The organism is Dapis brunnea BLCC-M229 (assembly GCF_050015995.1).
GTDB lineage: Bacteria > Cyanobacteriota > Cyanobacteriia > Cyanobacteriales > Microcoleaceae > Trichodesmium.
The window spans coordinates 49,914-71,823 of sequence record NZ_JBNHEP010000078.1 but is presented as its reverse complement, the minus strand read 5'-3'; the positions used below and the strand labels follow the sequence as shown (position 1 = coordinate 71,823).

Annotated in this window: 10 protein-coding genes; 3 read left to right on the top strand and 7 right to left on the bottom strand. The window is 38.1% G+C overall.

Annotated elements, in window-relative coordinates:
- Positions 1-226: 226 nt before the first annotated feature.
- Both ACP6PM_RS08850 and ACP6PM_RS08845 read right to left on the bottom strand, forming a co-directional pair.
- A complete protein-coding gene (locus ACP6PM_RS08850; RefSeq protein ID WP_426583752.1) occupies positions 227-3,010 on the bottom strand; it encodes a hybrid sensor histidine kinase/response regulator in 2,784 nt (927 codons plus the stop codon).
- A gap of 198 nt (positions 3,011-3,208) precedes the next feature.
- Entirely contained in the window at positions 3,209-4,480 is a 1,272-nt protein-coding gene (locus ACP6PM_RS08845; protein ID WP_426583750.1) for a sensor histidine kinase, read from the bottom strand.
- A 1,045-nt stretch (positions 4,481-5,525) separates the two neighbouring features.
- On the opposite strand from ACP6PM_RS08845, the gene sbcC reads away from it, so the two are divergent.
- A complete protein-coding gene (gene sbcC, locus ACP6PM_RS08840) occupies positions 5,526-8,570 on the top strand; it encodes an exonuclease subunit SbcC (protein ID WP_426583748.1) in 3,045 nt (1,014 codons plus the stop codon).
- A 377-nt stretch (positions 8,571-8,947) separates the two neighbouring features.
- Here the strand turns inward: sbcC and ACP6PM_RS08835 are convergent, their stop codons facing one another.
- The 4 genes from ACP6PM_RS08835 to bluB all read right to left on the bottom strand — a co-directional run bounded on the left by ACP6PM_RS08835 (position 8,948) and on the right by bluB (position 15,762).
- Positions 8,948-9,379: a four helix bundle protein gene (locus tag ACP6PM_RS08835; protein WP_426583747.1), complete on the bottom strand. Its 432-nt coding sequence runs from the start codon at positions 9,377-9,379 to the stop codon at positions 8,948-8,950.
- Positions 9,380-9,498: 119 nt separating this feature from the next.
- Entirely contained in the window at positions 9,499-10,188 is a 690-nt protein-coding gene (locus ACP6PM_RS08830) for a hypothetical protein (protein WP_426583745.1), read from the bottom strand.
- Positions 10,189-11,001: 813 nt separating this feature from the next.
- On the bottom strand, positions 11,002-13,653 hold the full coding sequence (locus tag ACP6PM_RS08825; RefSeq protein WP_426583743.1) for an XDD3 family exosortase-dependent surface protein: 2,652 nt from the start codon (positions 13,651-13,653) through the stop codon (positions 11,002-11,004).
- Positions 13,654-15,114: 1,461 nt separating this feature from the next.
- Positions 15,115-15,762 carry a 5,6-dimethylbenzimidazole synthase gene (bluB, locus tag ACP6PM_RS08820; protein WP_426583742.1) on the bottom strand — a complete coding sequence of 216 codons (648 nt, stop codon included), beginning with the start codon at positions 15,760-15,762 and terminating at the stop codon, positions 15,115-15,117.
- 202 nt (positions 15,763-15,964) lie between these two features.
- On the opposite strand from bluB, the gene ribBA reads away from it, so the two are divergent.
- The gene (gene ribBA / locus ACP6PM_RS08815) at positions 15,965-17,701 is read left to right on the top strand and encodes a bifunctional 3,4-dihydroxy-2-butanone-4-phosphate synthase/GTP cyclohydrolase II (RefSeq protein WP_426583740.1); all 1,737 of its coding nucleotides are present in this window, start codon (positions 15,965-15,967) and stop codon (positions 17,699-17,701) included.
- A 1,298-nt stretch (positions 17,702-18,999) separates the two neighbouring features.
- Here the strand turns inward: ribBA and ACP6PM_RS08810 are convergent.
- Entirely contained in the window at positions 19,000-19,209 is a 210-nt protein-coding gene (locus ACP6PM_RS08810; RefSeq protein ID WP_426583739.1) for a hypothetical protein, read from the bottom strand.
- 204 nt (positions 19,210-19,413) lie between these two features.
- On the opposite strand from ACP6PM_RS08810, the gene ACP6PM_RS08805 reads away from it, so the two are divergent.
- On the top strand, positions 19,414-21,621 hold the full coding sequence (locus tag ACP6PM_RS08805; RefSeq protein WP_426583737.1) for a PhoX family protein: 2,208 nt from the start codon (positions 19,414-19,416) through the stop codon (positions 21,619-21,621).
- The last annotated feature ends 289 nt before the right edge of the window (positions 21,622-21,910 follow it).

Genomic DNA, 21,910 nt, shown 5'->3' with positions numbered 1-21,910 from the left:
CTTAAATACTTCTTCATGGCCATCTTTAGCTTTTTTTTACAAACAGTCTCTTAAGGTTTAAAGCCTCTTTTTTGCTTCGCTACGGGCTGTTGCCCTTGTTGCCCTACAGGGAGAAAAAAAGAAAAAAAATCTTTTTAAGCAATCCTATTGTTTTTAATAAGCTATTGTTTTTAATAAGAGGTAATTATTAATTATTTAAAATTACCTTTGTAAATTAAAAAGAATTTTAATTTGAATCAAGATAGTATTCGATGAACGTTTGTAATCGTTGAAGTTGGAAACTGTTCGCTAGTTGCAAAATCTCTTGAGTAAAAGTAGTAGAAGTTCCTTGTGATTTCTGGAGTTCTTCGACAGTTTCTACAACGCTTTGAATATCGCCATCCTCAACTAGGGTAAGTAATTCTTGCAATACTTCTTGACTAGGAGGAATAACCGTATCAGTCTCGACTACCTGAGCCACTTCAACTGATACCTTTGCCTGTTTCTCATAAACCCACTCTAAGTTCAGATATTGCTGCAAGATTTTTAGTAATTCCTTAGTTTGTATAGGTTTGGGCAGAAATACATTTGCTCCTGTATTAAGAGCATCTTGTTGGTCGCTCTCAAATACACTAGCAGAAGAAGCGATTATTACCACATCTTTTAAATTTTCCGAGCTACGGATGCGCTCAAGTAATTCATAGCCATTCATTATTGGCATCATTATGTCAGTGATGACTACATCTGGGGGCAATGCTATCATTTTCTCCCAAGCTTCCTTTCCATTTTCTGCTTCAGTCATTTCAAAACCTAGCATTTCTAGGAAATTCATCACCACTGACCGATTTTGCCAACGGTCATCAACTACTAAGACACGGCGTTTTCTACCTTGATAACCTACAATAGTTCCCTGATTGAGAGTTTTTGAAGTTGTTCCCCATTCTTTAGCTTCTGCTACTTCCACATCAAACCAGAAGGTACTACCCTTACCTGCTATACTGCTAACTTTTATTTGACTATCCATCAGTTGAACAATTTTCTGGCTAATAGCTAACCCCAAACCTGTCCCTTCTAACTGTTTTTGGCGATCGCCAATCTGTTCAAATGGCAAGAAAATTTTTGCTTGTTGCTCTGTAGTCATGCCTACTCCTGTATCTTTGACTTCAAAGTGTAGACTATATTGGGTAGAATCTTGTGTCACTTTTAGTGTGACAGCACAAAAAGTGACACTACCAGTATCAGTAAACTTAACTGCATTTCCCAGGAGATTTATCAATACTTGCTGGAGTCGCCTTTCATCAGCACGAATACCTATAGGTAAATTCTCACCGGGTGTGTAGTAAAAATCTATATCTTTTTGTTGAGCGTGGATACGACAGATTTCGGCAATCCCCTGAACGAAAGAAGGAAAATGGAACTCGGTGAAGAGGAGTTCAAGCTTGCGAGCTTCAATTTTGGAAAGATCGAGAACGTCATTGATTAAGTTTAGCAGGTGAGAACCACACTGTTGGATGATACCAATACCATTGTGTTCCTTCTCACTGAAGTTTTGAGAACGTTGCATAATTTGAGCATAACCAAGTATACCGTTGAGGGGAGTTCGTAATTCATGGCTCATATTGGCGAGAAATTCGCTCTTAGCTTGGTTGGCAATTTCTGCCTGCTCTTTAGCTTTTTCTAGTTGTTGATTTGATTCAGCTAAAGCCGCTGTTCGCTCTTCAACCTTGTGTTCCAGATTTTCAAAAGCTGTTTGTAACTGCTTCCCCATATAGTTAAACGACTCAGCTAGTTCACCTACTTCATCTTGGCGATGAATATCAATAGTGCTCTCCCATTTTCCTGTAGCAATATTTTTCGCGGCCTGGTTCAAGCGAATAATAGGTTGAGTCACCCATCTAGTTGTTAAAATACTGATCGCTGTTGCCAGAGTTAATGCCCCTAGACACATAAGAATCGTAATCCGAGTATTAGTATTAATTTGTTCCATAAAATCTGATTCTGGAACAGCAATCACAACCAGCCAATCTAACCCTTTTTCATCACTGTATGGTAAAACTTCGACAAACTGACGTTCCCCATTTAGTTGAAAGTCGAGTTGTTTTATATTCTCCATTGCTGCCAAATTATTATAACGCTCTGCTAGTGTCTTTGCTGTAAGACGAATCAGCTCATTCTCTGCTACTTCTGCCTTCACCCGTTTTGCACCTGTTTCAGTTTGCATCGTAACAGGTTCGGGGGTAGAAGTTGCAACCAGACTACCATCCCGCTCCATGATAAAAATCTTGCCTGTCTTGCCAATTTCTAAGTTAGCTAGAAATTTATTAATCCCTGATAGATAGAGACGGCTGTCTAAAACTCCTAACAGATCGCCATCCCTATTATATACAGGAGTGCTTGCAGGTAAAACGAGGAGTTGGGGATAGCTCAAGAAGGTGAAAATTGGACTCCAGTACTCAGTATTCTGTTGAATTGCACTTTGATACCAAGGACGGGTTCGTGGGTCGAATTCTGATTTAACTTTGATGAGATCTGTTCGATTGCCGATTTCATCTATTCCATAGATTGTCATTCTGTTTTCCGTTGATACATTTGATGCTATCAGAGTAATCTCTGATTTATCAGGGGTGTATTGGACTGCTGTAAAATCTCCATTGGTACTGCCAAAGGCAATACTTTCAATCCCAGAAAACAAGTTGAGCTGTTCCCAGAATTGGCGCTGTCTAATCTCTGCATCCAGAATATCAAATTGTTGTAGTTTGACTGCCTGAATATTAATTTGATTCAGGAGATGGGGTGTTTCTAGATAATTTTTTAAGTATTGCTCAATTTTAGTTGCTGTTGTCTGTCTCAGTTGACTAGCCAGATCGTTTACTGCTTTTTGTCCATTACGAATTGACAACCAACCTGTCAAACCAACGGCTGTTGAAATCTGTAGAAAAAAGGGAATGAGTATTACTAAAAATAAGGATGACTTTCTTTTTTTCTCAGGAGTATAGCTTGACTCAGATTGTGACTTTGAGATGTTAACCATAAGTATTCAAGCAAAATTCATTTTATAAAAGGGAATAGGGAGAAGTAATTGATTGGATTTTGGTTTTTTGGAGATTTCTAAAGATTTTTAACGGCGTTGCTAATTTTAGGTATGAAATTCATAAATTATTTAAGGGGAAATAGGTCTGATTTTCCCTCTTTTAAGATATGGTTTAAGACGCGCAAGAGGGAAAGGCTTTTAAATATTCTCAACTGGAATTTCAATCACAAATACTGTACCTTCTCCAAGTTGGGAATTAATACTGAGTGTGCCATTGTGTTTTTCCACAACAATTTGATGAGCGATCGCTAACCCTAACCCTGTACCCTTACTAACAGGTTTAGTTGTAAACATCGGTTCAAACAATCGCTCTTGAATGGATTCGGGAATACCAGTTCCGTTATCTGCGATTTGGATAACGATTCGTTCTTCAGAGGTTATTTTAGTTGTAATCTTAATTTGGGGAACTCGCTCCTGCATTTTTCCCTGAACTATTGCTTCATCTAGAGCATCAATGGCATTTGCTAGAATATTCATAAATACCTGATTCATTTGTCCTGGATAACACAGCACTGAGGGTAATGAACCATAAGCTCTGAAGACTTGGATTTGGGGGCGATCGCCTTGACCTTTGAGACGATGTTGCAAAATCATTAGGGTGCTATCTAGACATTCATGCAAATTTGCCAGAGATTTAGTTTCACTATCCGAACGAGAAAATGTTCGTAGTGAGGTTGATATCTTTTCGATCATTTCAGCACCTAATGTCAAGGATTCTAAAATCTTTGCCATATCTTTTAGCACAAATTCCAAGTCTAAATCCTCAATGGCGTCCTTTAATTTGGGTGAAGGTCTAGCATATTCCTGCTGATACAAATGTAGAATCTCACTTATTCCAGTTATATGCTCTTGCAGTGGCTCAATATTACTGACAATAAAGTTAATTGGATTATTAAGTTCATGGCCAATTCCAGCGATCATTTCACCAAGACTAGAGAGTTTTTCTTGCTGCACCAGTTGCACTTGAGCTTTCTGCAAGGCAGTGGTGCGATCGCGCACCTGTTCTTCAAGAGATTCTGTCAGGTGCTTTAGTTGCAGATGTACCTTGACTCTTGCTATCACTTCAGCCTGGTCAAATGGTTTGGGAATATAATCAACTGCACCAAGGGCAAATCCTTTGGCTTTACTTTCTATATCAGCAAGAGCTGTTGTAAAAATGATGGGAATGGATTTAGTAGCAGGGTTTTCTTTCAGACGGCGACAAGTTTCAAAACCGTCTATTCCTGGCATTTGCACATCAAGTAAAATCAGTTCGGGGTGATTCCGCTCCACTAGGGTTAAAGCACTTTCTCCATCCATTGCTACTCGAAAACGAAACCCTGCACCACTCAAAGCTTCTGAGAGTACAGATAGATTGGTGGAATTGTCGTCCACAATCAGAATGAATTTGGCATTTGTATTTGTTGACATGATAGGGTTTGTTGACTTATAGCATAGGTATTCAATTAAGTTTTTGAGAGCGAGTAATACTATTTTTCAAACAAAACATTGTGATATAATAATAATATCATGTTCGGATAATCACTTATAATAAAGTTTTTGCCTGTAGTATAGCTCTCAGCCCTATCTACACTTCGGGCTGAGAGCTATACTACGAACTTTAATTATAATAACTATTTAACCGAACATAATATAAGTCTTACCCACATTCAACTATTGCTTTCCTAAATTTACCATAATTTTTTCAGGACTTACGCAAGTGTACTAATTATAGTGGGAATATCCAGAATGTTTCGGTAAATGTGGGTTTGGTAATAGAGGAAATTAAATTGGGAGGCTTATTTTACATCAAAACTGATAGTTACAAAACTTACCAATAGTGATTATATAGCTCTCAAATGTTTTCTATATAACGTTACTGCCTAAGTTCTGTTTTGATAAATTTTTATTATATCATCTCCAGTCAAATATTCCTCAAGAATTTTTAATAGTTTTTAGCATATCTGCGGAGACAATTAAGGATGAGGATCGTCAGTAATATCATCACAGATTATTAAGAGATCTCGCTAAAAATTGACTGCAAAAAATAGGCTATTGCTGATAATATTAAGTTCAAGCCCAGCTAATTTATCAAACTGGTAAATATTTGCTATGAATCTCTATTCTCTCTTCTCTATAAGTAGAGTTTTGTAACATTGTTTTTTCAAACAGAAAATTTATATATATAGTGTAAATCAAAAAATAATCACACTAAATATAGAAAAAATTAGATTAAGTTTACCATTGGGAATTCAATAGTTTATATTTGTAGATAGAGCTAGAAGAACAATAGTCATTTTTTTGTGTTAATGTAAAATGTGAAAAATAAAGTAAAAAAAAACCAGACTAATATAGCTGTTGTCTAAAAAACAACGGATAAAAGACAGAAAAAACAGGGAAAATTAACATCAACCAAATGAGAATAACTCGGTGAAACATTAGCGTCAAGTTTGACAAATATCAGCACTATAGCAAAATGATTCCTCAAAAATTGCAACTCAAAAATTTCCTCAGTTACCACGAAGTAACTCTAGATTTCACAGGTCTGCACACTGCCTGTATTTGCGGACCTAACGGTGCAGGAAAATCTTCCCTACTAGAAGCGATCGCCTGGGCGATATGGGGAAATAGTCGTGCTGCAACCGAAGACGATATTATCAGTCTGGGAGAAAAAGAAGTACGGGTAGACTTTACATTCTCCACCCACGGTAATATCTACCGTGTCATTCGTGGTCGTCGTCGCGGTCAGTCACCCACCCTAGAATTTCAAGTTAATACAGGTTCCCAGTTTAAAAGTCTGACTCAAAAAGGTGTCAGAGCAACCCAACAAAGTATTATCGAACATCTTAAACTCGACTACGACACATTTGTAAATTCAGCATATTTGCGTCAAGGTAGGGCAGATGAATTTATGCTCAAACGCCCCAATGAACGAAAAGAAATTCTCGCCTCTCTCCTCAAACTAGACCAATATGACACTCTGGGAGAAAAAGCTAAAGATATTGCTAGGCAGTTTAAGGCAAAAGTCGAAATATTAGAACAAAATTTAGAGGCAAACGAAAAACAACTCCAACAAAAAGAAGCGATCGCCAAACAACAAACTAACCTGAAAGCAACTTTAGCTCAACTACAGCAACAACAAGAAACCGAAATACAAGAACTCAAACAACTCCAAACCCAACAACATGAGCGCCAAACCTGGGAAAAATTACTGCAAGGTCAACAACAACAATACGACAAACTTGTGCAAGAATGTTATCGCCTCAAACAAGAACTAAAAACTACCCAACAGCAACAAGACGAACTATTAGCAGTAGTGAAACAGGAGAATGAAATTAACGCTGGATATAGTCATTTCCAAAACTTGCAAACTACTGAAGAAAGTTTATCTGCTAAATTCAAAAAACACCAAAATGCTCTCAACCAACGTCAACAACTCCAGGAAAAACAACGGCAACAACTTGAAAAACTACAAAACAACATTCAAAAATATCAAGCGCAGTTAAATTCTCTCAAAGAGCAGGAACAAGAAAACCTGCATATTCTGAATAAGCGTTCTGATATTGAAAATGCCTTGGCACAACTACAAGCAGCAAGAGAAAGATTAAGCAAACTAGATAAGTTACAAGTAGAAGTTACTCCCCTAGTGCAACAACGACAAAAATTACAAACCGAACTTGAAAAGGGGCAAGCACGTTTGAGCGCACGTTTGGAAGAACTTAATTCTAGAGTCTGTCAACTACGACGAACTCAACAGCAAAAGCAACCTCAACTACAGGCAACCTTGCAGGAAGTAGTCGCGGAAATTGCTCAACTGGATAATAAGCGAGTTTATCAACAACGGGTACGAGAAAAAGGTCAGGAAAGACATCAATTTCTCGAACGTGTAATTCGCAATAAAAAAGATTATGAAACTAGACTGGTAGAGTTGGAGCAAAAGTTACAATTATTAAATCAAGGTAATGGTAAAATAGGAGTCAAAGAATATCCACCTTGCCCTTTATGCGATCGCCCTTTGGACGAACATCACTGGCATTTGGTGGTAGATAAACATCAAACTCAGCAAAAGGAAATTAGAGATTTGTTGTGGGTGGCGCGGGAGCAACTGACTCTTTCCGAGCGAGAAATTCAGGTTTTGAGAACAGAATATCGACAAATAGACCAAGAGTTGGCTAAATATGATGAGTTGCGGGAGCGCCGGGGTGGTTTACAGGTACAGTTGGATAATATTAAGAAGGATGAAAGTTTGCTGCAAGAATTATTAGAGGAAGTAACAGAAGTTGAGCGATCGCTACATACGGGAGATTTTGCAGTTAATTTATATGCTGAAATTAGCAGTTTAGAGCAGCAAATTCAACAATTTAATTATGATGACCGGAGTCATAGTTTGGCGAGGGAAGAAGAAAAGAAATTAAGATGGGCAGAAATTAAGTATGGGGAGATTAAAAATGCGGAGATAAAGTTAGGAAAAGTTCGCGCTCAGATGCCAGAAATTGAGGAGAAAATAGTTAGTTTGGAACAAGATTTGGAACAACAAAAACAAACTTCTCAAGTACAACAACAAATTGTGGTTATTGAGAGAGAAATTTATGAAATTGGGTACGATATAGATGAGCATAATAATATTAGATCGGAGTTGAGAAAAGCACAATTTTGGCTAACTAGAATTGAAAAATTACGTCAGGCTCAAAAACAATATCCTCAGTTAGTCGAAAGAATAAATGAATTAAAGGCAGTTATAGAAAATCGACAGCAAGATTTAGCAGGAATTAAAAGTCAGATTTCCGTTTTAAATGAACAGTTAGAACAAACTCCAGACCTGGATGAAAAAATTATCTATTTAGACAGAAAAATTCAAGAGCGCCGTCAGCAATTAGACGAACAGTTAGGAAGTTTAGGCAGAGTACAACAGCAGTTACAACATTTAGAAAATTTGCAAGCTCAGAATAGTCAACAATTAGAAGAATTACAAACTATTAAACGACAATATCGAGTTTATCAGGAGTTAAGTTTAGCTTTTGGTAAAAAGGGAATTCAAGCATTAATGATTGAGAATATTTTGCCCCAGTTAGAGGCAGAAACTAATCAAATTTTGGCAAGATTAAGTGCCAATCAACTCCACGTTCAATTCGTTACCCAAAAAGCGACAAAAGGCAGTAAGAAAAATGCTAAATGGATAGATACATTAGATATTTTAATTGCAGATACAAAAGGAACCAGACCTTATGAAACTTATTCGGGAGGTGAAGCTTTTCGAGTTAATTTTGCTATTCGTTTAGCTTTGTCAAAATTATTAGCACAGCGTTCCGGTACTGCCTTACGATTGTTGATTATTGATGAAGGTTTTGGCACTCAAGATGCCGAGGGATGTGACAGATTAATTGCTGCTATTAATGCTATTTCTGCGGATTTTTCTTGTATATTAACAGTGACTCATATTCCTCATTTTAAAGAAGCTTTTCAAGCTCGAATTGAAGTTAGTAAAACAGCTCAAGGTTCGCAAATTATGTTGTCGGTGTGATTTAGGAAGAAGGAGTCAGGAGACAGGAGTCAGGAGTCAGAATGAAAGAAGGAGTCAGGAGACAGGAGTCAGAATGAAGAACCGGGTTTCTTTGCGTAATATTATGTCCAGATAATATAAAATCCGGTTATACAGTAATCGCAAAATTACTTCATCTTAATACAGATGTTAAGTATGAATACTAATTTAAAATTTCATGCTATTCAAATCTTTTCTTTCTCCTGACTCCTGACTCCTGACTCCTAGCGTGATACGATAACTAATTACCCGGATTCGGATTCTATATAAGAGCGCGATAGAACTCCGTGGAGCTGACGCGAGCAAAAAACTTCCTCCTCTTCTCTCCTGTCTCCTGTCTCCTGTCTCCTGACTCCCAACTAAAGAGATTGTCTGCGTTGTTCAATTGCAGCAAGATAAGAATCTAGTAATTTACTTACTTCTTCTAAATTTAGTAGAAGTTCTGAAGCATCGCCATATTCAAGGTCATTTGCCAAAATTAAGTAATATCGCGACTCCTCTAGGGAACCTTGTGCAATGTTCAAGAATCGAATTTTGTCTGCTAATCCTTTTTTCCGAAAGCCTTCTGCTATATTACCTGGCACTGATACAGATGCTCGTCTTAACTGAGAAGTTAAGGAGTAGGTTTCGGTTTTGGGAAAGTTGCTGCTAAAGCGGTATACCTCTAAAACGAGTTGATGTGCTTTTTGCCAAACTATCAGATCCTGAAAACTTTTAGCAGATTCTCTTTTCATTCTGACTCCTTCTTCCATTCTGACTCCTGACTCCTGTCTCCTGACTCCTTCTTCCATTCTGACTCCTGACTCCTAACTCCTGACTCCTGACTCCTAACTTCTAACTTCTGACTTCCGAAGTGCCAGGTATCGTCGAGAAAAAAAGAGAAGGAAAAAATCCCATCTCTTGGTGCTTTTTAGCTTTTGTTCTTTATTTTGCTACCTAGCATTAAACCGCCTAGTGTGATAAAACCAAAAATTAGAGATGGTTCGGGAGTTGAGGCTACACCTCCTCCACCTCCTCCTAGCTCCGCCTCCTCGAACACCGCCAGCTCTGAGATCGTCCGTTCAGCGCCCCGTGTCATTTGCTGTCTGACTCCGCTTCGCTCCAGCAGGTCCATCTGGACATCTCTTTTCGCATCACCATACCAATCGATCACAAACCTGTCACTATTAGTATTAAGTTCCGTACTAATAATGGATTCCATCACTTTGAAATTATCATCGATGAAGACAAAGGGCCCAAAAGCCAAGTGATTGGTAGAAAAAGAGTCTCCCAGAACATTCATTATTGCCTCCGCCGCCGATGCCGCGTCTGTTGAGTTCGTGTAGCCGAAAGAACCAATGCCCTGTTGTTGCTCCTCTAGCAGAGAAGCGTAGGACTTCGACTCGAATGTAACATTATATTTTTTACCACCTATCTCCAAATTCATTATCCGATCGACGGCTTCCGCTTCGTTGTCCGACACCCATTGGTTTATGGATTCGTCAAAAGATAAGGTCGCAGCACTTGCGGTCTTCGGTGTAGCCAAGGTGGCAAAGGAAGCTAGTAGAGCAGCGCCAGCGCTAGCAGCAATATACTGACTAATTTTGTTCCAATTTTTCATTTTTCACTTACTGCTTGGTTGTATGTTAACTTTTTTTACTCTATTCTCTCCCCCCCTACTGTCAAGAGCATTTTGCCAACTTTACCAAATCTTCTTAAAAGTAACATTGTTTCCGTAAATATTCTGATCCAAAGGAATTTTTCATATCGCTGTAAATCTTCTGACTATTTTCAACGCTCGCAAACATTCCTCTTTCCGTAAATCTCTGGTAGAAAATGCTCAACCGTTTATCTATCAATGCTTTTAGGATTCACGCCTCCAGCCCGAATCAAAGTCTAGCCCTTGGGAATCAATTTTTATTTTCATCATACCTGGCCTAAGTTCAGTTATCAGTTAAGCGATCGCTTTCGGGAGATTGATGTTTAATTCATCTATTGGACAATAGTTAGAACAGTTCAAGCGCAGAAACAGGGCTTTTCTTAAGTACCTCACAATCTTTACAGTCTTCATCCCCAAAACCCGGTTTCTGATTTCAGTATCAGTTGTGAGCGCAGAAACCGGGTTTTTCTGAAGTACCTCACAATAATAACATTAGCATCCTAGAAACCAGGTTTCTTATAACTTTCATTTTTTAGATACAGTCAGAGGAAGCGATCGCTTTCGGGAGATTGATGTTTAATTCATCTATTGGACAATAGTTAGAACAGTTCAAGCGCAGAAACCGGGTTTTTCTGAAGTACCTGACAATAATAACAGTCTTCATCACAAAAACCCGGTTTCTGATAACTTATAAAGTACATCTCGGAAGTCTACCGACAGCTATATACTTTCATGCAACAAAACCTCTATCAAACAGTTGACTATAGGAACTTATCAACGTTTGTAACGACGACCCAAAGAAGCAAAACCAGCTCCAATTACAGCAATTAAGCCCATTAGTGAAGATGGTTCAGGAGTGCTGACTGAATCTGTATCATTCAGACGAGTCAAGGCTTCTTCACGGGTAGTAGGAACTCCACCAATATTCCTATCGGTTCGTACACCGAACTCTTCTTCCAACTCTTGCTCGCGCTGATTTTCAACTTCGGCAGCAGCAAGTCGCTCCTCCATATTCTCCCGTTTCTCAGCAGCGATCGCTTCATCAATAAATGGAACAAGAGTTTCTTCAATATCTCTGAGCAAATCATTTTGAAGCTCAATTTGGTCTTGTTGTTGTGCTATAACATCAGCTTTTTGACTTTCTGCTTCATTGCGACTCTCTACATCCTCTTGCAACAAGGCAACTTCACTTTGACTAAGCGCTTTATTTTGAATTTTCACTTGCTCCCGCTGATTGCGAGCAACCTCAAATAATCTTGCTTCAAACTCACGGAGCTGATACTCGCTGCCAATAGTTTTCGGGTCGCCTACTTGCACTCTGTCAAAAGTATGAGTAGTATAATTAATAATGTTCCCATCTTCATCGTAAACAGGAATCTCTACAGTTAGATCTTCAGCGTCAAATTTATGAGTAGTATAATCAACAATGTTCCCATCTTCATCGTAAACAGGAATCTTTACAGTTAAATCTTGATCAGTGTAGGTTTTAAAATTATTGCTATCTAAACCGTCTGGGCGATCGCTATCCCTCGCTTCTGCTTTCAAAGTATTGAAATGCTCGTTAGCTTCATCTAAAAGATTATCAATAGATAACTGCTCAGTCGTGCCATCAATTTCGTCGAGCAGCTTTTGGGTATCAATAATATTCTGTGCATGGAAAGCCATTTCTTTTTCCTGAGCAGGAGTTCGATTATTTTTATTATTTAGCCGTTCCCATTTTTCTTCAGAATTATCCCTGATATCTGCCAGCTTTTGCTGCAAGCTCTCATCATTATCACTATCGAAATGTTGATTGTAAAAATCATCTAATTCCTGTTCTAATTGTGGCTTGCTACTTATCGCATCTGTAAGTTCTTGTTCGAGAGTATCAATCTTATTTTGAAAATTGTTTACTTGCTTCTGAAGTTTGTCAATTTTTCCTTGACGCTCATTTTCAACTTCAGTTTCAAAACCAGCAATAAGTTCGTTAAGGAAAATCAACTCCTGTTCTTGCTTTGCCAGACTACCATCGTTACGTAACTCTATCCATCCATCATATTCACTCTGTAGCTCTAGCTTTTTTTGCAAGCTTGAATTTTCCCATTTCTTCTCTTGCTTATATTCTTCCCAAGCTTCTTTTTGGGACTCAAGTTCCGCAACTGCAACATAAGCATCTTTAGTTGTTTCGTCTGCTTTTTGTTTAGCCAGTTCAAGAGCTTCCTCTTGGGTAGGAACATTACCAAGTTGAGTTTGTTTTTGATCCCGTTTAGCTTCAGCGTCAATAATTTTCTGTGGGTTCTCACTAATAGTTTCCTCAACTTCATTCAGATTGTTAACTATTTGATTGCGAGCGCTCAACTCTTTTTTAATTTGACTGTTAGCTTCTCCGCCAGGAACTTTCTTAGCAGCGTTATTATTTTTTCCGTTAAGAGGATTTATTTCCTGTTTTTGTAAACGTTTAACTTCTGCCTCAGCAGCAGCTTGACGTTCATTATAAGTATCTATTTGTGCTTGGTGAGCATCAATTTTATCTTGATAACCTTCTACTTCAGTTTGGATGTTATCAATTTCAGTTTGTAAATTGCCGATAGTTCCCTCAAAGCTGTCTAGTTGCCCATCCCAACCTTGACCATCCCAATCAAAACCGTACCCTTCACCAATTCCTTTGAGAGTTTCAATATCTTTTGGAGGCTCTGGAGGAACTATAGCATCCAGATTGAACTTGAAGCCAAAAAACTCAGTTCCACCCAAAGAGTTTTGATTGAATCCTTCTGCTGTCAGTTCTGTAGCAGTCAACATTTGAAAACCATCATTCGCAACTCTGTCACCTCCAGCAATCACATTGTACCCAGTACCATTGCCATTAAAGTAAGGGTTATCTGCTCCAAGATTACCGTAGAAGTTATTCTCGCTAGAATCAACTAAAGCTTCATAGTTATCAAGAGTACGATGCCCAAAGTTCTGCATCCCTACCCCTTTAGCAGCTACATTTTTGTAAACTCCTAAACCTGAATCAGCTCCCGAGTCTGAACTACCTGAAAAGTGAATAGCGTGCAGGTTTCCTGCTTCCATAGATTGTTGGAAATTCTGACCCGCAGGAGTAAAGAATAAGTCTCCTGGGAAAATTCGATCTAAATTGCGGTCTAAACCCGTACCCAATAAAGGCATATTTCCACCAATAGCAACAAACATCTCGTTACCATTTTGGAAAACCCCCATTCCAGTAAGGTCATAACTATCACCATCAGTCATATCCCCAGTAGCATCTTGGCTATACTGCCATCCATCTACTCCTTCAAAAACTAGGGCTGTTCCGTCATTATTACATTCTAAAAATAAGCTAAAGACTCCATCAGTTAAAGCGAAACCTTCTGCCTTTTGAGAAGAAGCATTTAATAGTAAAGCAGTTAAGGCAAGTTTTGTACCGACGCTAAAAATTCGTTTCATTGTATGGTTGTGTGTGTGTTGTTTTTAACTCTTCACTATCTTCGTAAGGATTCAGCTATTTAGCGGTAATTTAGATCGTTAAATAAAGTGATTTATTACTCATTTTTATGTGATATGAATCATAGAAAAATTATGAAAAAACCTTTATTTTAAAATTGTAAATTTCTAGTAAATATACACAGAATTAATATTTTATTCGGCATTTTTAGGTATTTACTCGCAATAAAATTCCTATTTACAATGCGTGAATAATTTTTTATTCTTATTATTAGTTTTTTAAACTTGATGATTTTTTTGCATTTTATAACTGTGCAATTTCTGTCAAATGCAAATATTTTATTTTTGATAAAACTTGAAATAAAATTCTCCTAAATAGACTCGACCTAATTTATGTAAAAAAAAGGGATAAATTGGCATTTATATGATTTTACAGTTGAGTAAACTACAAAATCGGTAGAGACTTTGCATAAAACTTCCTAGTTGAGAGAGGCAATAGGCAACAGGCAGCCAGTACTAGGGCGTCTAGGCTAAAATTGCAGGTAAGTGTGAGCAACCTCTAAAAAAAAATGCAAATCAAAATTAAAACTGGGCTAGTATTATGGAAGCGATCGCTATTATTGGTGTAAATTCTAAATAAAATAAATTTTTTGGGGAACAAAATTAAATTATGGGTTATTATTAAGGCTTGGTAATCGGTTCTAAACTAATGGCTGCTTAAACATTTCTGCCAGTCTATCTATTAGACCTCACTACTTCTGCAAAAATCCCGCTCGCTACTGGGAAGAGCGCAGTGAGGGTTTGAGAACCTTTTGTTCTGATGTCTATTGACAATCCAATGTAAGTATAGACTTTAGAGATGCCGTTGGCAAAACCTGTCAATCCCTGTGGATGAGTAACCGCCGACGGCCTCAGTAGAAGGTAGTTGCATGCAACGTCCATACACATCAAGAAGTCACGTTATGTGACGCTTTGTATCAGTTTTATCAAGCAGCTTAATGTGTTTGGATAATTACTTACAGCGGTTTTCATATGAATAAACCACAATGAATAGAATCAACCCACGGCATCATCTTGAGTAATTTGAGCGATCGCTCAAATTGCAGTTTTCATGCTTGATAGACCACAGTCTCCTCCAGAAACCCTAAGTATCGTATATTTATTCAGTCATAATTTGAAGAACGAGGGCTTTTATACTAACTCCTAACTCCTAACTCCTGACTCCTGACTCCTGACTCCTGACTCCTAACAATGAGTTTAGTGGTCTACTCAACTGAAAAGGGCTGTATAACAGAGTTTTTTGTTTGTAGTTGGGCTTTAGCCCTTTAAATACTTGTCTTATTGATCAAGCCCAACTACTAGCCTAATTATAACTTTTCTACCGAACATAGTATTATTTATTTGCTGGAGAAGTCTATTAGCCACAAGTATAGATCGTAATTTTTCAGATACCAAAGAAACTGTTCATTCTACGTTATAACCATCATAATAAATCACTGCCTCCTTTAATTTACGCTTTTCCCAGTTAACAATTTCTAGCAAAGGACGTTCTGTGAATTCTGTGACATAACCTAAACATAAATACGCTATTAATTCATTTTCTGGAGGAGCATTGAGAATAGTTTTTACCTCTTTTTCATCTAAAATACTTACCCAACCCAACCCTATATTCTCAGCTCTAGCCATTAACCACAAATTTTGAATTGCCAGACAAACACTGTACGGTCCAACTTTCTCCATACTTGTTTGACCCATAACAGGAGCAAGTGAGGGTTTATAAAAAACAGCAATGTTGATAGGAGTTGTGGTAATTCCTTCCAATTGAAAATGATTATATAACGGTCTATCTTTAAAGATTTCTTTAGCTTTTTCATTTTCTCTTTCAAAAGATGCCTTGATTTTGGCTTTGATTGATGAGTCACGAATAATTACAAATTCCCAAGGTTGGGAAAAACCAACTGAAGGGCCAAGTAAGGCAGCTAAAAGTAACCGCTCAATTTTTGTATCGGGAATTTCTTCATTAATAAAGTTTTCCCCAAATTCTGTTCGACGATGAACGATAATATCTGCAAGTATTTGACGTTCTTGTTCTGTAAAAATTCTACCTTTCATATTATTTACTTCCAATTATTGTATGATATTTTCTATCTGAAACTCAATTACTTAATAGAGTCTTCAAGTTGCTGTAAGGTATATTCTCAACTCTATAACTAATTTATTCATTCTTGTTACTATACTTCCGTAGTCTAGGAAACCCTATAATCTTTGTATATAGTTATAATATTTGTATACTTTTAAACATATTTTGAAAAAAATGACAAAACCAGGGAAGCTATCTGTGAATAAACAGCCAAACGAACAATTTCAATTTGACTCTATTGATGCTGCACTAGCAGATATTAAAGCAGGTAAGTCTATAGTAGTAGTCGATGACGAACATCGAGAAAATGAAGGAGATGTAATTTGTGCAGCTCAATTTGCTACTCCAGACATGATTAACTTTATGGCAGTAGAAGCTAGAGGTCTAATTTGTCTGTCATTGACAGGCGATCGCCTTGACGAATTAGATATTCCACTTATGGTTACTAAAAATACTGACAGTAACCAAACAGCTTTTACTGTTAGTATTGATGCTTCCCCACAGTTGGGAGTTTCTACAGGTATCTCAGCAGAAGACCGAGCGCGTACTATTCAAGCTGTCATTAACCCTACTACCAAACCAGAAGATTTACGTCGTCCCGGTCATGTATTCCCCATTCGAGCTAAAGAAGGAGGAGTATTAAAACGAGCAGGTCATACAGAAGCTTCTGTTGACTTAGCTAGATTAGCAGGTTTATATCCAGCGGGGGTTATTTGTGAAATTCAAAACCCAGACGGTTCGATGGCAAGGTTACCTCAATTAATAGAATATGCTCAAACTCATAATCTGAAATTGATCAGTATTGCCGATCTTATCAGTTATCGGATCAGACACGATCGCTTTGTCTACCGAGAAGCTGTTGCTAAGTTACCCTCCCAATTTGGTGAGTTCCAAATTTATGCCTACCGCAATACTCAAAATAACTCGGAACATGTAGCTATTGTTAAAGGAAATCCAGAAGAGTTTCCGGAAAAAGATGTGATGGTGCGGGTACATTCTGAGTGTCTGACTGGAGATGCTTTCGGTTCCCTCCGTTGTGACTGTCGAATGCAACTGCAAGCAGCGATGAAAATGATAGAAAATGCGGGTGCGGGAGTGGTCGTCTATTTGCGACAAGAGGGTAGGGGAATAGGTTTAATTAATAAAATGAAAGCTTATTCATTGCAGGATATGGGATTAGATACTGTGGAAGCTAATGAAAGATTAGGTTTTCCAGCAGATTTACGCAACTATGGTGTGGGAGCACAAATATTACATGATTTGGGTGTGAAGAAAATTTGTTTGATTACAAATAATCCCCGGAAAATAGCAGGTTTAAATGGTTATGGAATTGAAGTAGTAGATCGAGTTCCTTTGTTAATTGAAACAACAGATTATAATTCTACTTATTTGGCGACTAAGGCGCAAAAATTAGGTCATATGTTGTTACGCAGTTATTTAGTAACAATTGCTATTGATTGGAATTATCAAAACACAGAAGGAAAATTTGTTGATAATTCTTTGGTTAAAACTTTGAAATCTCCCCTTGAAAAGCGCTATGAATATTTGGAAAAATTACGCAGTTTAATCAAAGAAGATGATTTTCTGTTGCGGGAAGAAACTAGAGCAGTGGCAACAGCAGTTTTTGCTGAAGCACCTTTAATAGTTAATTTTGGTTTAGAAAAAGCAACATTAATTACATCTGAATGGTATCAACAATCAAATAATCCTTATTTGCAGGCGATCGCTAAAGTCTTAACAGAAATATCGCAGTGGGAAAATATTTTAAAAGTGGAATTTCTCATTGCTTCTGGTTCCGATCCTATGACTACCTTACAGGTACAACTCGAACGTCAGAGTTTGGAAATAACTGAATTATTGACAGTTATGGAAAATTTAGAAACACAAAAAATTTACAGTTTGAAAGTTTAGGAGACAGGAGACAGGAGTCAGGAGTCATATCAAATCCGGTTGAATATGTCCATATAGGGGGTGTGGGAAGTTTGGGGAGACCATATATAAAAGTCATATGTATTATATAACCGGATTCAGATACAGAAAGGAAAAGGCGACTAATTGACTATTAATATCTCATGGTTTCTCATTCCTATCTACCCCCTTTATTGTCATCTATATGTAAGTAATACCTTAAAGAATCATGGCTAGCCCCTGAAAATCCTAAACTTTGTCGCCCACCGAACCCACCCCAATTTTAAAATTGTGTGAAAATGCACCCGCCTGGTGTTTTTTCCTTTCTGAATGTAAAATAAATCTAAAGAAACGCGCCCATAATAACATAAATTATTAAAGCAATTAAAGCAAATTACGCCTCTCCTGAGATTATTCTTGAGATAGATTATTCCCGCCTCTCTCATCAGATATGATTTTTTCTCTCCTTTTAGTTCTGCAAAATTTTCCTGATAGTTCTGGAATGGTACCAGTTTAAGGACCAATACCGAAAACAAGACCAGGACAAATAATCCAGAAGAAAAAACTCCAAAGACAAGCAATATTGAGAGGGATATTGAGTAGAGTTCCCAAAACCAAGGTATCCCCCGGTCAAATTCCTTTACCTTTTTTGGTCGAAAAAATTGTCAAAATCGAAATTCCACAGATAGCACAAACAGCGATGGACTTTATTAAAGCGAATCGTTTTCCCAATTATTCTGTGAGTTGGTAGGGGCATTTCAGTTATCAGTTATCAGTTATCAGTGACTACTGCCTGAAGTCGGTAGTTAATGAAATCAGAAAGTAGGGGCGGGTTCAACCCAAAATATTGACATTTCCCAATAAATTAAATCAACCCGCCCCGAAACAATGGTCTTCACCACCGTAGCAAAAACCTAACCCCCGAGCCCCCTTCCTATCCCCCCTTGCCCCCCTTTGAAAGGGGGGAGGAGGGAAGGGGGAGTATTTCTCCCCTCTCCTTGCAGGAGAGGGGTTGGGGGAGAGGTCTTCATTGACTCGCTCTTTACCCACATTTTCAAGCTAGACGCCCTAGTAGGGGCGGGAATTGTCAGAAGGAGACAGGAGTCAGGAGTCAGGAGTCAGAATGAAATCAGAAATTAGGGGCGGGTTCAGCCACAAACATTGATATTTCCCCAGAAATTAGAAATTAAATCAACTCGCCCCCAAACCCCCATAACCAATGCGCAGTAGGGGCAGGTTCAACCACCCATCATTGACATTTCCCCATAAGTTAAATAAACCCGCCCCCGAAACAACAGCGTTCACAACCGTAGGGGCGGGTTCATTATGATAATTTGTAACGCCATTAATACCATATCAATGTGAATAATTATAATTAAAGTTCGTAGTAGGGCTTTAGCCCAAAGTGCACTTTGGGCTAAAGCCCTACTACAAACAAAAACTTTTTTATCACTGATTATCCGAACATGATATAACTTAACGCGGAACCCACCTACACGCAGGTGGGTCATTTCAGTTATCAGTTATCAGTTATCAGTACCTCTGGCTGTTTGCGCAGCATTCCGCAGGAAACCCAGAGGCTTGAAATAATGAACCAAATATTTTTTTCATCCCCTTAAAAGGGGAGGCTTTAAACCTTAATTTTTCGGTAAAAATAATGTGGCAAGTTCAGCAAATTGGTATAATAAAGAGTCTTACTTATTGCTTCTTTGTCTATGAACATTAAACGTCGAGAATTCCTCCTATTTCTTGGAGCAAGTGCCGGAACAATTACTCTAAGTTCTTGTCAACAAAAATCTTCAACTCCAATCACTGAAAAATCTCCAATAAGTAGCACTTTAACCAATAATATTAACTTCCAACCAGTCAAAAGCCCAATGCCTTTGGCAACCAATAATCAAGAATTCCCAATGGATGATTATAGCACATACGAAGTAGTAGATGATTTAGTCATTCCAGAAGGTTTTACCTACGATATTATAGGTTCTTGGGGTGACAAAATAGGAGATTCCCGTTTTGGCTACAATAATGACTATCTTTCCTATATTGAAACAGGAGAAAATGAAGGATTATTAACTATAAACTTTGAATATATTAGCCCCTTAACTTGGGTAACAACTTATCAAAAAGTAATTGGTAAATCTTTGCCATTTTTAGAGATAGCATCAGCATTTCAGTCAGCAGCAAAATCAGATATTAATTCTCAAGAATTATTAGATAAAAGTCTTGTAAAAAAACAAATAATTACAATTGCCAAAGAAGCAATGATCGACATGGGAATAGGTGTTATTTCCATTCGTCGCGAACCCGATGGCAAATGGGTAAGAACAAACTCAAAATTTGACCGCCGAATAACAGGAATTTCAGGATTAGAAGACGGACGCTATTTAAAATCAACAGGACCCGCAGTAGCAGTATTTAACAAAAAAGGTAAGGGTTATGATGATAAATTAGGGGATAAGATTATCGGTAGTTTTAGTAATTGTGCAGGTGGTACTACTCCCTGGGGAACAGTCTTTAGTGCCGAAGAAAATTTTCAAGCTTATGTAATTGAACCAGTTTATCCTGATGGTACTCCTGTTGACCCTAACCAAGGAAATTCTGTATTTATCGGTGAAAAAGGAGTATTTGGTCTGGGAAGTGCATTTGGTTTAGCTGGTAATAAATATGGTTGGATGGTAGAAGTAGACCCAGCTAATCCCGATGACTATGGTACAAAACATACTTGGTTGGGTCGTTATCGCCACGAAGCAGTCGGTATTAGAGCAGAAGCAAACCAACCTTTAGCTTTTTATTCAGGATGCGATCGCCGTAGCGGTCATCTATATAAATTTGTCAGTCAAGATATTGTCAAAGACCCCACAGACAAATCTAACTCCCAACTATTGACAAATGGAATGTTATATGGTGCAAAATTTAATTCTGATGGTACGGGTAGTTGGATTCCTTTAAAAGAAGATACCCCCGTTAATCCAGATTTACCAAGTGTCCATGTTAACAGTATGATTAATTTGCCCCAAAGACCAGAAGGTGGTAGCTTCAAAGCCACAAAAGATGCAGAAATAGAAGCTTTTAAACAAAAATATAAAACTTTGGGGGACTTATATGAAGGAGACCGAGAAGCAAAACAAGGAGCAATTCTGATAGACGCTCATTTAGCGGCCAATGCTGCTGGCGTTACTTGTGCTGCCCGTCCCGAAGATACTCAAGTTGCTAAAGATGGCAGTCTATTTATTGCCTTTACTTCTGGATATCCCAGTAAATCTGATGGTAGTCCAGACAAACGTATATTTAAAGGTCCAGATGGTGAAGCTTATGAATATGGCTGGATTATGCGTTTAGTTGAAGATGGCGATCGCCCAGATGCCATGACATTTCGTTGGCAAATGTTTGCCACAGGAGGAGAACCAACAAATGGTGGCTTAGGATTTTCTAATCCTGACAACCTAGAGTTTGATGACAAGGGAAATCTCTGGATGGTAACAGATATGAGTACCAGTAAACATAATAAAACAGTGCCTGAGAATCGAATGGGTAAGGATGGCAAACCAATGAACCAGCCAAGTCTTTGTGGTTTATTTGGTAATAATTCAATCTGGTATATTCCCACCTCCGGTCCTAATGCTGGAGAAGCTTATTTGTTTGGCATTGCACCAACAGAAACTGAAACTTGTGGGCCGTTCTTTACCAAAGATGGGAAAACTTTATTTGTAGCAATTCAACATCCAGGAGAAAATAGTGGCATCCGTCAAGATATGGCCTCAGAAACTCGTCAGTTTGCCATGAAAACAATAGATGGTTTGGATTTTATGCAAAATCGTACAGTACCCATGGGTTCTAACTGGCCGACTAAAAAAGTTAACGATCCTCCGAAACCTTCAGTAGTAGCTATTCGTCGCTTAGATTCAACACCTATTACCTAGGGTTTATGGAGGTAGGAGTCGGGAGGTAGGGACCTTGCATGCAACGTCCCTACGGAGTCAGGATTAATGGGAATTTATAGAGGAGGTAGTCGGAAGAATTGTCCCTTGATTTTTATGCCGTAGTCAGCCCAAAATGCTAACTTTTTAAGCTTTTTGGACCTAAAAGCTGGCACTTTTTTCGATCCTAGAAGGTTAAAGCCTTTATCTCTCAACAATGCTTTGAGAGTTAATTAGGACTTACGCAAAGACCATGTATGTAGTTCTAAAAACTATAACGTTACAGTTTTTG